This is a genomic window from Streptomyces sp. NPDC041122 (genome assembly GCF_055592445.1).
In genome coordinates this window covers 315,879-330,836 of record NZ_JBVIYQ010000011.1, presented here as the reverse complement: position 1 = coordinate 330,836, position 14,958 = coordinate 315,879, and the positions used below count along the sequence as shown (strand labels likewise).

Sequence of the window (14,958 nt, the reverse complement as noted above, 5' to 3'; positions counted from 1 at the left end):
ACAAGGGAATTGGTTGCTCAGTGAGCCACATCGTCGTGAAGCGTCCGCCTCGAACGCTGCCGTCGCCGGTCCCCACCGAGGAAGTCGTGCTGCACCCCCCGCCCGAGCTGCCGCGGGGACAGCAGGAAGGCGCGATGATGCAGTTGCTGCCCATGCTCGGCATGGGCGGCTCCGTGGTGTTCTTCTTCATGCCGAGCGCGCACCCGTTCATGAAGGTCATGGGCATGGTGATGGTGGCGTCGACGGTGGCCATGTCCGTGGCCATGCTGATCCGCTACCGCCGGGGCAATCAGGGGCAGTTGGCGGATCTGCGGCGCGACTACCTCGGCTATCTCAAGCAGACCCGGCGAACCGCCGTCGCCACGGCACGGGCCCAACGCGACGCGCAGTACTACCTCCACCCCTCCCCCGAGCAGCTGTGGGCCCTGGTCGCCGAAGGCAGCCGGGTCTGGGAACGCCGCTCCGGGGACGAGGACTTCGGGCAGGTGCGCGTGGGCCTGGGACCGCAGGCGCTCGCCACTCCCCTGGTGCCGCCGCAGACCGCCCCGGTGGACGAGCTCGAGCCGCTCACCGCGGGTGCAATGCAGCGCTTCCTGGCCGCGCACAGCACGCTGGAAGACCTGCCCATGGCCATCTCGCTGCGCGCCTTCTACCACGTGACGATCAGCGGGGACCTCGAGACGGCACGGGGCACCGCGCGTGCGCTGACCGCCTCCCTCGCCTCGCTGCACTCCCCTCAGGACCTGGTGATCGCCGTCGGGGCGGGTTCGGCCGCCGCGCCCGCGTGGGAGTGGACCAAGTGGCTGCCGCACTGCCAGGCGCCGGGGGCCGCCGACGGCGCGGGCAGTCGTCGGCTCATCACCGGTGACCCGGCCGAGCTGGAGGACATGCTGGCCCTCCGGCTCCAGGGGCGTCCGCGATTCCACCCCGACGGGCCGGCGCTCCCGGACGAGCCGCACGTCGTCGTCGTACTCGACGGCCTGTCGCTGTCTCCTACCGCGGCGCTCGCCTCGGCCGAAGGACTGCAGGGCGTCACGGTGGTGGAGGTGGTGCCGGGCGAACTCGTCCGCGGACGGGGGGATGTGTCGCTCGCGGTGCGTCCGGACGCGCTGCGCATCGAGTCGAGCCACGGCCTGGTGTACGAAGGGACCCCGGACGTCCTTCCGTACGAGGGAGCCGAGGCGCTCGCCCGGCAACTCGCCCCGCTGCGCGTGCCGTCCGGTGGCGATGACGACGAACCGCTGCTGGCCAAGCTGGAGTTCACGGATCTGCTCAACCTCGGCGACGCCGACTCGGTCGACACGAGGCGGACCTGGCGCCCGCGTTCGCTCGCGGAACGGCTCCGGGTTCCCATCGGTGTCGGTGAGGACGGGCGCCCCGTGATGCTGGATCTCAAAGAGGCGGCGCAGGAGGGCATGGGGCCGCACGGCCTGTGCGTGGGAGCCACCGGTTCCGGCAAGTCGGAGCTGCTGCGCACCCTGGTGCTCGGCCTTGCCGTCACCCACTCCTCGGAGAGCCTGAACTTCGTCCTCGCCGACTTCAAGGGCGGGGCCACCTTCGCCGGCATGGCACAGATGCCGCACGTCGCCGCGGTCATCACCAACCTGGCGGACGACCTCACCCTCGTCGACCGCATGGGCGACTCCATCCGGGGCGAGCTCAACCGGCGCCAGGAACTCCTGCGGGACGCGGGCAACTACGCGAACATCCACGACTACGAGAAGGCACGGGCCGCGGGCGCCGCGCTGCAACCGATCCCGTCCTTGGTGCTGGTCATCGACGAGTTCAGCGAGCTGCTCACCGCGAAGCCCGATTTCATCGACATGTTCGTGCAGATCGGCCGCATCGGCCGGTCGCTCGGTGTGCATCTGCTGCTGGCCTCGCAGCGGCTGGAGGAGGGCCGGCTGCGCGGTCTGGAGACGTACCTGTCGTACCGCGTCGGGCTGCGCACCTTCTCCGCGGCCGAGTCGCGCGCCGCTCTGGGGGTGCCGGACGCGTACCACCTGCCGAACGTGCCGGGCTCCGGCTACCTGAAGTTCGGGACGGACGAGATGGTGCGCTTCAAGGCGGCGTACGTCTCCGGCGTGTACCGGTCGGGGTCGGGGCGGCCCGCCGCTTCGGGTGGCCGGCGCACCGTGGACCGCCGTCCGGTGCTGTTCACCGCGGCCGAGGTGCCGGTGCGGTACACGGCCGCGGCAGTGGTGCCCGAACCTCGCGCCGCCGCGGGGCAGGGCACCGACGACACGGACGACGCGCTCGCCGACACCGTCCTCGACGTGATCGTGCGCCGCCTGGAGGCGCAGGGCCCGGCCGCCCACCAGGTGTGGCTGCCGCCCCTGGACAGCCCGCCGTCCCTGGACACGCTGCTCACGGGGCTCACCGCCGTGGAAGGGCGGGGCCTCACGCAGCCCGGTTACGAGGGGGCGGGGCGTCTCGTCGTACCGCTGGGCCTGGTCGACAAGCCCTATGAGCAGCGCCGCGACCCCTTGTGGTGCGACTTCTCCGGGGCGGCCGGCCACATGCAGGTCGTCGGTGGGCCCCAGTCCGGGAAGTCCACCCTGTTGCGTTCGCTCATGTCGGCGTTCGCCCTCACCCACACTCCCTACGAAGTCCAGCTGTACGGACTCGACTTCGGCGGCGGCGGGATGGCCGCCGTCGCCGGGCTCCCCCACGTGGGCGGTGTCGCCTCGCGACTCGATCCCGAGCGGGTGCGGCGCACGGTCGCCGAGGTGTACGGCGTGCTGGCCCGGCGCGAGGAGTACTTCCGCACGGCGGGCATCGCGTCCATCGCCGACTTCCGCGCGCGCAGGGCGCGCGGCGAGATCGCGGTGACCGACCAGCCGTGGGGCGATGTCTTCCTGATCATCGACGGGTGGGGCAACTTCCGTACCGAGTACGAGGGTCTGGAGCCCGCCGTTCTCGACATCGCGGCACGAGGGCTCGGCTACGGCATCCACCTGATCCTCACCGCGTCACGGTCCATGGAGGTTCGAGCCAACCTCAAGGACCACCTCATGAACCGTCTCGAACTGCGGCTCGGCGACACGATGGACTCCGAGTTCGACCGCAAGGTCGCGGCCAACGTCCCCACCGGGGTGCCAGGGCGCGGTCAGACACCGCAGAAGCAGCACTTCATGGCGGCCGTCCCGCGCATGGACGGGCTGTCCTCCGACACGGACCTCGCCGAGGCCACGTCGGCCCTGGCCACCGAGGTCGCCCGCCACTGGACGGCACCGGGTGCTCCCGCCGTCCGGTTGCTGCCGCGAGAGCTGCCGGCCGGCGAGCTGCCGCCGGGCAACGTGTTCCCGGACCGGGGCCTCTCCTTCGCCCTCGACGAGAACGACCTCGGGCCCGTCTTCGTCGACTTCGAACAGGACCCGTTCTTCCTCGTCTTCGGGGAGAGCGAGTCCGGCAAGTCCAACCTGCTGCGGCTGCTCATCAAACGGCTGACCGAGCGCTACAGCGGCGACGTCTGCAAACTCTTCGTGGTCGACAACCGCCGCTCCCTGCTCGACGCCACACCGGCCTCTCACCTGGCCGAGTACATCCCCATGTCCAACGCCATGGACCACCACATGGCGGCCTTGGCCGACCTGGTCCAGCGGCGCACCCCGCCCGCGGACGTCACCGCGCGCCAGCTCCGCGAGCGCAGCTGGTGGCAGGGCCCGACGGTGTACGTCATCGTGGACGACTACGACCTGGTGTCCACGTCCAGCGGCAACCCGCTGGGAAGCCTCACCGAACTGCTCCCGTTCGCCCGTGACGTGGGCGTGCGCTTCATCATCGCCCGGTCGACCGCGGGTGCGGGGCGGGCGTCCTACGAGCCGTTCATGCAGCGCATGAAGGAGCTCGGGGCTCAGGGAGTGGTGTTGGCCGGCGATCCGGACGAGGGCGACATCCTGGGCGGGGTACGGCCTCGGCCCATGCCGGCGGGGCGAGGGATCTTCGTGTCCCGGAAGCGTGGGAAGCCGATGGTGCAGACCGGCTTGGTGGACGGAGGATTCTGACCGCTGCCGGCCGGCGGACGGAAAGGCTTTGATCGCTGCGACGCGAGGGAGGGCTCAGGGCCCGCGCGAGCCTTCCCAACCTCTGAACAGCGACGGAGCCCCACAAGTAGGGTGGACCCACAGCTCTTTCGTATGTCGTGAAGGGACCCTCCGCCATGACCGAAGCACCCGACGCCGCGGCGCAGGAAAAGGCTCGCAAGGAACGCGAGAAGGAGGAGCTCTACGCCCTCGACATCTCCGACGTCGAGTGGCACAGCGCACCGGGCACCGAGGAGCACGAGGAGCGGGTCGAGATCGCGTATCTCCCCGAGGGCGCCGTGGCGATGCGGTCTTCCCTGGACCCGGGGACGGTGCTCCGGTACACGGCGGCGGAGTGGCGGGCGTTCGTCCTGGGGGCACGCGACGGGGAGTTCGATCTGGAGCCGTCGGTGCGCAATGGCGGAGTCGCGGCGGCCGAGTGACGCGAAGCTGCGCGGCGCCCTCTTCATAAAGGCGAGGGTGGACACCTCCCGCGCGTGTCCACCCCACACCGTCCGCACCGAACCTTTGGCCCGAACTTACTGGAAGTAGCTGGCACCCTTCAGGTCGCCGCCCTTGTAGTCACCGCCGGCCTGTCCGACCTTGTGGCCGATGTCGACGAGCGCGCGGTGGATGGCCTCGACGTGCTTGTCCCACTGCCGCTGCTTTTCGACGTACGCCTTGTGGGCCTCGCCCTCCCATCCCTCGGCCACCTTGGCGACGGCCCGCTTGATGTCCGCGAGGTCCGCCTCCAACTGCTTGGCTTGGATGCCGAGTTCCGTGGTGATGTTGTCAAGGCCCGCATATTTGACCGCGAGTTCGCCCGAGTGCACGTTTGTCATGGTCTGCCCCGTCTCTGTAGTGGTGGGGAGTCTGTAGGTGGGGAGGTCGTCCCCCTACGACCTCAGTGCTCCAGCGCTTCAGTAGCTGCTGATCGCCGAGTGCTTGCCGCCGTACTGGACATCGATGCTGTCCATGGTCGACCGGACCTGGTCCTCAAGTCCGTCCGTGAGCTTCTCGTTGCCGCTGATGCCCTCGAGGAAGTCGACCAGAATGTTTCCGACCGCCTTCATGTGCTCGTTGATCTCGGTCTGCTTCTTGTCGAAGGCATGCGCGCCGATGCCCCGCCAGTTGCCCTCCATCATGTCGAGCGTGCCCTGGAGGCGCTTCAGCTGCTTCTGGACCGAGTCGTACTTGCCCACGATCTCCTTCTTCAGCAGCGCCACTTGCTCGTTGTTCAACTTCTGGCCGTCAGCCACGGCTGAACTCCCTTCATGAAATGTCAGTTGGAACGTGAAGCGGTGAAATGGGGGCGAGTGGTCGCGCCGTTCCGCGTTCAGGCGCGGCGTCGGGCCCGCATCGCGGCGAACGCTCCGCCGCCGATCGCCACGACGGCGGCGAGGCCGCCCAGGACCGGCCACAGCGTGTTGCTGCCGTCGTCGTCCGAGGTCCGCTCGGCGGCGAGGGCCTCTTTGTCTTCCGTGGCCGCGCTTTTGGCGGGTTCGGCGGGGCGCGGGGAGGCGGAGGCGGAGGCGGTAGGGGTGGCTCCTCCGTCACCCGAACCGGCGCCGGGGGTCTTCTTGTGGGTGATGGGGTCGATGTCCGGGGGCCCGGGCTTCCCCTCGCCCTTCACCACGTTGCGGGCCGGCCGGATGAGCCCATAGCCGAGATAGTCGCTGGGCTCGTCCTTCGGCCAGTCACGTCCCGCGGTGTCGATGAGGACGCGGAGGACCTGGTTGGCGGTCCAGTCGGGATGCTTGGACCAGACGAGGGCGGCGGAGGCGGAGGCGATGGCGGTGGCGGAACTGGTGCCGCCGCCTCCTTTGTCGCAGTAGGAGCGGAAGGTGGCATCGCACCAGTGCGGGATGTCGAGGCCGGGGGCGGCGAGGTCGACGTACTCGCCGAACTCGGAGAATTTGGCGACTTTCCCCGATCGATCTGCCGCGGAGACGCCCACGACTTCGGGGTATGCGGCCGGGTACCCGACGAAGTTCTTTGTCGTCGCGTCATTGCCGACAGCGGCGAACAGCAACTTACCCTTCGACGAGGCGTACTTCACTGCGGCCCTCTCGGCCCGGGACAGGAAGTCGCTGCCGAAGGACATATTGATGATCCGTGCGTCGCTGTCGGCCGCGGCTCGGATGGCAGCGGGGCTGTCACCCGTCTTCTTGCCCAGATCCTTCCCCGACGTGGTGCGGACGGGGATGATCTCGGCGCCAGGTGCCAAACCCTTGAGACCCCCGCCCCGACCGGACCCCGCGATCAGCTCAGCCATGGTCGTGCCGTGCCCCGCATAGTCGTCCTCGGCGTCACCCTCGACACCCGTGACGTCCGTGCCGGGCAGCACGCGCCCCTTCAAGGAAGGAGTCACTCTTACGCCTGAATCGACGACGGCAACCTTGACGCCTTCACCAGTGCTGACCTTCCACAGTTGCTCAGCACTCATCGCGTCCAAGTACCACTGTTTCGACTGGACATCGGCGCCTGACGCGGCCGGAGCCAGCCCCACCGACACCAAGGCCAACGCAGCGATCGCAGAGGCCACCGTGACAGCTCTTCGCCCATGGCCACTCACGAGCGGCGCCCTCCAAGCGTCTCGCCGGCTGAACCCTGCCTCCATGCCCTGCACGCCCTCGCTCACAATCAGTCGATCACTGGTGGTACTTGGCGCCGTTCTGCGGGCAGATGCGTCTCTTCGTCCTCCACCGCGTACTCAGCTCGTTCATTGCCCTCATCTCGGCCGGGACCTCGCCGGTTACCGATGGGACCACGTACGAGACCGACGCCACCGGTCGAAAATCCACGGACACGGCCCCCCGATCTGGTACCTCGGTCCTTCGGACTTCCGACAACACCTCCGCCGGAGCTTCCGCGCTGAGCAGTTCCGCCACCGGCCGCCCTGGAGTCACGCGAGCTCTCGGCGCCCACCACGGGACCACGTGGCACCCGGGGCCCGTTCGCACCAGAGACGGGACTCTGGGCAGGTTTGCCTCCCACGACGCCCCGCGTCTGTCCCGCTCCCGTGTTGGGCGGGACGCCCGGGCGCGATCCCGGGGTACCGAGCGTCCGCGGAGTCCCGCCGGTGACGCTGCGCCCCGGCGACGGCTGACCGGGCCCAGAGGGGTTGCCGGCGCTTCGCCCTGGGGCCATCGGCCCCGGACGTCCGTTCGCCGCGGAGGGGCCACGTCCAAGGCCTTCGTGCAGTCCTTTGGGCCCACCTCCCGTGCCTGTACGCCCTTGCGCCTGTGCCGGCGTCCGCAGCGGGCGCTTTACGTCTCCGCCGGGGCCAGGTGTTCGGAGAGCAGGGCCGTTGGTGGTCGGGGTGAATCGTCCTGCGCCCAGCGGAGGTGTGACGTCATGGGAAGCTGGGCCGGACGTCGGAGTGTGAGGTCCTGGCTGAGGACTCACCTCCCGTTGAGGCAAGGTGCCGACGCTGTCGATCTCCGTACCCACAGGTCGATCCGACGAGGCCATGGCGGTGGGCGATTCCCCGCGCGCCGGCGTGGGCAGGTTCGGCGAACCTGAGTCACCCGACCCCTTCCCGTCGCCGGGGGCCGAGGTTACTCCGTCCGACTCGTACGAGGACGTGGGCGGCAGAGCGCCGCCTCCGGACGCTGCAGACGGCGCCGGTACGCCCCCTTCCTCTCCTGGGGTTTCCCAAACTATCGGCGGCAGCCCGACGTCAGGCATCGCCGAGAACGTGGGCGGCTCCTGGCCGGCCATCCCCTCCTGCGACACCAGATAGAACGACGCCAACCGGTTCATCTGGTTGATCGCCTCTTGACGGTGCTTCTCCGCCTTGACCGCGGCGCCGTATTCCTCGTTGCCCTCGACCCGCTTCGGCGAGGGGATGTCCTCCACCGATTTCGGGTCGGCACGGTTGTCCCGAGGCGGCATGGAGGCACGCACGGACGACAACCCCGCACCGGCTGACTCCATATGGACGCTCGCCGCCGCAGCGAAGTCCGACAGCTTGTGCGTGTCCTTGACCAGATTCTTGCCCCACTTACGAAACGCTTCGCCCGCTTCACCCTCCCAGTCGACGCGGTCGATGTGTGCGCCGAGTTCCCTGGCAGCCGCGGCAATCGCGTTTCGCGCCCCCTGCAGTGCCTTGCCGGCGCTCTCCATGTCCTCGGGTCTGGCCTGATCGACCAGGTCGATCATGTCGTTGAGGCGATGTCCTTCGAATCCCACTAGGACCACCCCGCGTCGGACTTGTCGCTGCCGTGGCCGCCCTGCGCACCGGGCTTGCCGCCGCGTTCGCGGTCGCCCGACATCTCCTCGCGGCCAACCCTGGTCTGGATCGCCCAGAAACGCTGCCTCAGGTCGTCCTCGATGTTGTCGAAGCCGACGTCCGCCCCGTGCACGGCGATGCCCATCGCCTCGATCTGATCACCCAGCATCTTCGAGAGCGAGGTCAGCCGCTCATGGACCTGGTCGTACTGCGAGTACAGCCCGTCGGCCTCGGGAAACGCGGCGCCCGGCCCGCTGAAGGACGCGCGTGAGACCTTCTGTGCGCCAACCTTCGACGACCCGCCGGCCGATCCCTCGAACTCTGTGAGAAGCGTGTTGATGCGCTGCCGGAACGTCTTCAAAGCCTCCAACCCGCGCTTGACGTCAGCGCCTGACGACGGCGCAGCACCCCCGTGCCCGTCCGTAGGAAGCACTAGGCCTTCCCTCCCCGTTACCTGCCTGCCCCGACCCTCTCGTGATCGCGGTATGACTCAGTAGACACTCACCGTGCATGTGTCACTCTAGTCACAATGAGTACTCGCACCAACTGGCCCATTCGTCCCAGCAGTTGTGATTCAGACAAGAGTGAGGTGAGCCCGCACTTCCGATCAACCCATGCCCCCCCGAGCCGGGCATGGGTTAGTCCTCAGAGGCCCCGCGAGCAGCCACCGTCAACCGTGCAACATCTTCGCCCTCTCGTGGCGACTTGACGCCAGACACAGCTTCAGCCCCTCGGAGGCACCCGCGCAACACGCTCGCTACTCAACGCCTCTGAGTACTGATACTCAGTTTCTGACCGACAACTGCCGTTACCCTGACCGGCGTTTGGAAGCTGAAGGGGCGGCTGGCAACTAGTTACAGAGCCAGGCACGGGACACGTGAGAGAGGGAGACCGTCCATGGTGTGGGACGAGTGGGAGAGGCTTAAAGCCGATGCGGCTGAGCGCCAGTCAGTACCGATGGAGCTGAACCAAGCTCCATCCGACTCGGCTACAGGAGGTGGGAGCAATGCGGATGCCGGGACCCTTAGGCACACGAAGAACCCTTGGAGCCGTGCCGCAGGAACGGCCCACAGTCTTAGCACCAGTACCGCCCGAGCCAAAACGGATCTACGTTCCGGGCACGAGGGCGTCGCCGCAGCGTCAGAAGGGCTGACGAGCGCGAGCGCCTTGAAAACCGTTCTCACCTCATGGGAGAAGCGGCTGGCCTCCGTACGGGACGAATGCGATTCTCTGGAGCCCAAACTTCGCAAGGTCGCGAAGGTGTTGGGCGCGGTTGACGCCGCGGTCGGCGAAAAGGGAGATGCGATTGACCTGCCGGATCCGAGAAGGGAAAGGTAAGCCCCCGTGTTGACTTGGCAGAAACTAAGAGACCTGAAGTTGTCGGAGCTGGACAGTGCAGGAGATAGCTGGGCTGCCGTTTCCCGACACGCGGATGCCGCGCGCGCACAGGTGGAAGCAAGAATGTCGGGAGCCCTCTCCAAGACGCAGGAGAGCGAATCAGCGACTTCCGCTGTCCGTCGCCTCAAACGTCTTGAGAGGAACTATCACTACATCCAGACCGAAACCGGCCTCGTTCGTTCAACACTGCACGGCCTCTCACAGGAATTGAGTACACCTCAGCGAAAATTGCGGGATGCGTTGGACGATGCTGGAGCGGCAGCATATTCAGTGGGTGATGACGGCAGTATCACCTACCCTGCCGGCGGCGAGAACCCAATGACAGGCGACAAGCACCCCGGTGGAACGGCTGTGGGAAACAATGGCATGCTCACGCCCGGCAACAATGGGCTGTACTCCCCGAACGGCAAAGGGCTATTTCAACCTGGGACTGGCCCGAGCGCACCTGCGCTCCTCAAACCAAACCCTCATGCCGCGAAGGCCCAAGATATTGCCGACCGAATTTCTCACGCGCTCCGAGACGCGCAGGAAATCGATGATCGATACAGCTCGGCAATACAAAAACTCAAGGCTGGCCCCGGCTTGGTAGTTGATAGTAAGACCTGGACTAATGCAGCCGCTGATGCTGATGCAGTCAGAGGGGCAGCGAAGTATCTATTCGATGACATTCCTTACGACAAGTCACCCGTCGAGCGCAAGAGGTGGTGGGAGACGCTGACTCAGGAGCAGCGCGAGGAGTACATGGCGGTCTATCCTGACGAAATCGGCAATCTCGATGGAATTCCGTCAAACGTGCGGGACGAGGCAAACCGCGAGAATCTGCAACTTCTAATCGGTAAACTAGAAGGACAAGACGACGAAAAATCTCGCACACAGCTGGACGGCCTAAAGGAGATCAACCGACAGCTCAAAGAGGGCAGTCAACCACCGATGTTCCTGCTTGGCATCGGAGACGAAGGGAATGGACGCGCAATCGTCAGTTATGGAAATCCCGACATGGCACGAAACGTATCCGCCTACGTCCCGGGGCTTGGCACTGCTTTGGACACAGATTTCGCCAAGAACGATCTGAGGCGCGCTCGCGATACCGCTATTGGTGCGCAGGGGTACGACCCCTCTAGCGCTTCGATCGTCTGGCTAGGGTACGACGCTCCGCAACTCCCCGACAATGACAATTTCTTAGACAATGCCGCAGTCATGAGTTCAGAGCGGGCGGAGAAGGGGGCCCCCGCATACAACATGTTCATGTCCGGACTGGACGCAACCAATACCCATGATGATCCGCACCTCACCGCCATCGGACACTCGTACGGTTCTCGGACCGTCGGTGCTGCAACGCAAGAAGCAGGCGGCATCCCCGGCGCTGATGACATTGTCCTCGTGGGCAGTCCCGGCGTCGGTGTCGAACACGCCGAAGACCTCGGTGTCGGAAAGAACCATGTTTTTGTCGGGGCAGCGGAGAACGACCCGGTGTCACATCTCCCATCGAAGAAAGAAGCCGCCGTCGGTGCAGGCGCATTTTTCGCCGGAGGACCACTGGGCTCTTACGCATTTGGGGACATGGTCGATCAAGGTGATGATGACCTGTGGTTCGGAAAAGATCCAGCCAGTGAAGCTTTCGGTGCCAAGCGTTTCGCCGTCGATGACGGCCCCCGCCCGTTCATTGACGGAGACGGTCCAACCCCCGCCCACTCAAACTATTTCAACCCGGTGAAGGATCACGTGTCCGCAGACAATGTGGCACGAGTCGTATCAGGTCATTCAAGTGGGATCAAGGTGGAGCACTACCGATGAAGTACCGGATCGGGCTTGCCGTGGCAGCCGTATCGGCTTGCTTCCTATGCTTCACTGGATGCGGAAGTTCCAATGGCCAAGAGGGTAGCGCAAACAGGAAAGAGAAACATTCCATGAATATGCAAGAGGCTGCAGAGCATGCCGACTCAATGCTCGACGCCACATTGTCAGCCGTAAAGCCAAAACTCCAGTGGGCCCATGGGCCGACTACCTCAGGTAGCTGTGATGTGTCACGTAGGCGCACTATTATGACGATCATTTCCGAGGAGCGTCGGGGGAGCTTCTTGGGCGTCGTCGAGCGCTTCTGGGAAAGTCACGGCTACCGCATCACGGATGTAAATAGGAGCAAAGAGTTTCCGGCCATCTTCGCAAAAACATCAGATGGCTTCGGAATCAGTTTGACGATCGGAGGTCAAGGTCAGGCATTCTTTGAGGTTTCTACGCCGTGCGTCACGGAGTCGGAAGTCGCCGACTCAACCTCTAAGCCCGACGGCCCAAGTTACAAGGGCGTCTACCCCCTCCCCCGCCCCAATGTCCGGTCAGATTTTTGGTCTTCTAACAGCCCCGCACACTGAGGCGTCATGGGTCCGAACGTGCCCACCGTCGACCCTGGCCTCTCGGCGTCCGTCGGCGGCGTCGCCTTACGTCCCTAGCGGCTATACCCACACCCCCCAGACTCGCCACCACGATGGCAACCGACACAACGGCGTAAGTGGCCATACGGGTTGTTCGTTCTTCGGCGGTTTCGCCCATATGGAGCTCGGCGGGAGTTGGGGCTTCGACGCGGGTCACGCCTTCTCTCCGGGTGGGGGATACGAGGGGACGGTCGTCCTCGGTCAACGCGCGGATCGGGTCCGCCACGCCCCAGCCGACCAGGCGGTCGTGACCATCGACCGAGCGTTCCGCCGTCTGCTGGATCTGTGCCGTGATCTGCCTCGGCGTCCAGTCACGGTGCTTGGACTTGATGAGGGCCGCCAGCCCCGCGACGTACGGGGCCGCGAAACTCGTGCCGCTGTCCGCGCAATGGCCGCCGCCAGGCACCGTGGAGATCATGTCGACGCCCGGCGCCGCCACATCCACCCAGTCGCCGGACTGGGAGAAGGCGGCCCGCTCGTTGTTGCGGTCCGAGGCTGCCACCGCGAGCACGCCCTCGTAGGACGCGGGGTAGGTCTTCTTGATGTTGCCTCCCATGCCATCGTTCCCCGCTGAGGCGACGACGACCCGGTTGCGCCCGAGTGCTCTGTCCACCGCCCGCCTCAACTCCGGTGTGGGCTCTGCCGCGTTGGCCGTGTCCTGGGAGATGTTGATGACGTCCGCGCCGGCGTCGACCGCGTGGTCGATGGCCTTCGCGAGTGTCGCCGCCGTGCCGTGTCCCTCCGCGTCGTTCTGCGTGATCGGGATGATGGTGGCGTCCGGCGCGAGGCCCACGAAGCCGGTGCCCTTGGCGGGGCGTGCCGCGATGATGCCGGCGACGCGGCTGCCGTGACCGACCGTGTCCGTCGTGCCGTTCGCCTTGCCCCGCTCGATCTTCTCGCCCTTGTCGTTCTTGGCGGGGAGGAAGTTGCGGCCCCGGGACGCGTCCACCGCCGGCTTCAGCTGCGGGTTCTTGGTGTCCACCCCGGTGTCGATCACCGCCACGCGTACGCCCTTGCCCGTGGACTGATGCCACAGTTCGTTTAGGAGCACGCGTTGCAGGGACCACGGGCGGCCCTCGTACTTCTTGGACGGAAACGTGCACTGCCCCGACGACGAGGGGACGGCATGGGCAGGCGTCGGCGTCACCACGGCGGCCAGGATCAGGGTGGCCGCGGCCACGCCTGCCGCTCGACTCGAACCTCGACTCGAACCTCGACTCGAACGGCGTGCACGCGTGCCGGGAGCATGCGTCATGTCGGCGCCTCCCATGCCTCAGGAGCCCTGCGGCTGGCGTGCCGCCGCGGTCGAGAGCCGTGGCCCCGTGGGCAGGAACTGGGACCAGGCCGCGGGAATCGGAGACACCTTCGTGTCCGCGTACCCGAGGCGCGTCTGGGCCTGTTGTGCCTCCTGCTGTTGCTGTTTGCGCTGTTTCGCGGACGCGCCGATGCCCGCGTCGTCGGTCGCGCTGTCGCTGTTGGACTGCATCGCGTACCGCAGGCCCGTGTCGGTGACCAGGAAGACGCTTCCGGCCTTGGTCTCGGAGCCGAGGAACTGCCGGTAGAGCTGGCCCGAACCCGGGGTGACGTATGCGCTGGACGAACCCGTGGGGAGCGGGGCCGGGAAGTCGTTGCCGGCCCAAGTGCTGAGGGTGGTCCTGCCGTTGTCGGCATCGACGTCCCGCAGGACGTTGCACACGGTGTTGCGGCTGCCGCTCGTGGACGATGCCTCGTTCGCGGTCCTCGGCCTCTCCCGCGGCCACTTGTTCCCGGCTCCGAACTCCTCCGTGTCGGGGCTGAACGCCGCGGCACTCAGTTGCCGGGCCTTGCCGCCCTGTTCCAGAGCCTCCAGGTCGGGGCTGCTGAGAAGCAGTTTGGCCATGAAGTCCGAGATCGGGGCGATCCGCCCCCGGAGGACCACATACTGCTGGGCGCCTTCGCCGTCGGTGGCCTTGAGGATCATGCCGACCTTGCCGATGGCCTCGTCCTGCAGGCCCGGCACCTTCGCGTCACTGCCCGGGACCCCGTCGATCTCAGGGAAGGCGATCGCGCCTCGCGGCTGCAGGGTGTCGAGCCACTGTTTGGACACCTTCTGCGGTTCGCGACGGGAACCCACGAGGACACGCAGCAGGAGCTCGCGATCCTCCTTCTCCGAGACGCGGTACGCACCGCCGTGGGCGTCGACCACATAGCGGGTCTTGTCCGGGCCCACGACGTACAACAGCTCGCCGCCCCGCAGACGTTCACGGCCCTCGGCCCGGTGCCGGTCGCGCTCCCCGAAGACGAACGCCGCCTTCTGGATGCTGTTGCCACCCTCGACGGGGCGCTCACAGACTGCCCAGCGCTTGGCGGAGCCCGCCTCGGACGCCGAGGGGAGGCGGTCGGGGGCGTAGGGAATGCCGATGGTGGCGCCGTGCGGAATCGTGCCCTTGTCGAGCACGGATTCGTCGACGTTGATGACCTCGCCCTTGCCCGCGTCGAGGAGCAGCTTCGCCGAGGCCATGTTGAGGACCGGGTGCAGTTGGGGCTTGCCGCGGGTCTCCAGGACGACGTATCGGGTCGTCGAGTCGCTCGCGATGATCACGTGTTCCCTCGGCTTGTCCCACCCAGGTTTGGCGGCGGGCCGGAACATTCCCCACGCGCCGAAGACCGCCAGGACGATCACCGCGACGATGAGGCCGGGGACCACCGCACGCAGCGGGCGTGGAGCCCCCTCCTCCGAGCCGGAGGGCGAGGGCTGGATGAATGCGGCCAGCGTGCGGCGCTTCGCGAAGATGTACGCGTTGAGTTCGTCCCGCCGTGATGCCATGCGCGTCTGGTTCTCCCCGTGGGCGACTGGTGGCTGCTGCTCTTGCGGGCCGTGTGTGACCACGCC

General features: G+C 66.7%; 9 protein-coding genes. 3 read left to right on the top strand and 6 right to left on the bottom strand.

Translation table 11 applies throughout. The features are described 5' to 3' along the window. Positions 1 to 20: 20 nt before the first annotated feature. Together eccCa and ACZ6B8_RS34470 are read left to right on the top strand one after the other, a co-directional pair. Entirely contained in the window at positions 21 to 4,007 is a 3,987-nt protein-coding gene (gene eccCa / locus ACZ6B8_RS34475) for a type VII secretion protein EccCa (protein ID WP_471609707.1), read from the top strand. Positions 4,008 to 4,162: 155 nt separating this feature from the next. Continuing rightward, on the top strand, positions 4,163 to 4,468 hold the full coding sequence (locus ACZ6B8_RS34470; protein WP_471086761.1) for a DUF397 domain-containing protein: 306 nt from the start codon (positions 4,163 to 4,165) through the stop codon (positions 4,466 to 4,468). A gap of 96 nt (positions 4,469 to 4,564) precedes the next feature. Here the strand turns inward: ACZ6B8_RS34470 and ACZ6B8_RS34465 are convergent, their stop codons facing one another. The 4 genes from ACZ6B8_RS34465 to ACZ6B8_RS34450 all read right to left on the bottom strand — a co-directional run bounded on the left by ACZ6B8_RS34465 (position 4,565) and on the right by ACZ6B8_RS34450 (position 8,620). After that, positions 4,565 to 4,867, bottom strand: coding sequence for a WXG100 family type VII secretion target (locus tag ACZ6B8_RS34465; RefSeq protein ID WP_471086758.1), 303 nt, complete (start codon positions 4,865 to 4,867; stop codon positions 4,565 to 4,567). Between the two features lie 78 nt (positions 4,868 to 4,945). Next, complete coding sequence (locus tag ACZ6B8_RS34460; protein ID WP_471086755.1) at positions 4,946 to 5,284, bottom strand: WXG100 family type VII secretion target; 339 nt, start codon at positions 5,282 to 5,284, stop codon at positions 4,946 to 4,948. A 77-nt stretch (positions 5,285 to 5,361) separates the two neighbouring features. Continuing rightward, the gene (locus ACZ6B8_RS34455; RefSeq protein WP_471609706.1) at positions 5,362 to 6,570 is read right to left on the bottom strand and encodes a S8 family serine peptidase; all 1,209 of its coding nucleotides are present in this window, start codon (positions 6,568 to 6,570) and stop codon (positions 5,362 to 5,364) included. 1,648 nt (positions 6,571 to 8,218) lie between these two features. Further along, positions 8,219 to 8,620, bottom strand: a complete 402-nt coding sequence (locus tag ACZ6B8_RS34450; RefSeq protein WP_471086752.1) for a hypothetical protein — start codon at positions 8,618 to 8,620, stop codon at positions 8,219 to 8,221. 983 nt (positions 8,621 to 9,603) lie between these two features. Here ACZ6B8_RS34450 and ACZ6B8_RS34445 point away from each other — a divergent pair. After that, positions 9,604 to 11,451 carry an alpha/beta hydrolase gene (locus ACZ6B8_RS34445; protein ID WP_471086749.1) on the top strand — a complete coding sequence of 616 codons (1,848 nt, stop codon included), beginning with the start codon at positions 9,604 to 9,606 and terminating at the stop codon, positions 11,449 to 11,451. A gap of 579 nt (positions 11,452 to 12,030) precedes the next feature. Here ACZ6B8_RS34445 and mycP read toward each other — a convergent pair. Beyond that, positions 12,031 to 13,341 carry a type VII secretion-associated serine protease mycosin gene (gene mycP / locus ACZ6B8_RS34440; protein WP_471609705.1) on the bottom strand — a complete coding sequence of 437 codons (1,311 nt, stop codon included), beginning with the start codon at positions 13,339 to 13,341 and terminating at the stop codon, positions 12,031 to 12,033. 18 nt (positions 13,342 to 13,359) lie between these two features. Next, entirely contained in the window at positions 13,360 to 14,892 is a 1,533-nt protein-coding gene (eccB, locus tag ACZ6B8_RS34435; protein ID WP_471609704.1) for a type VII secretion protein EccB, read from the bottom strand. Positions 14,893 to 14,958: the final 66 nt, after the last annotated feature.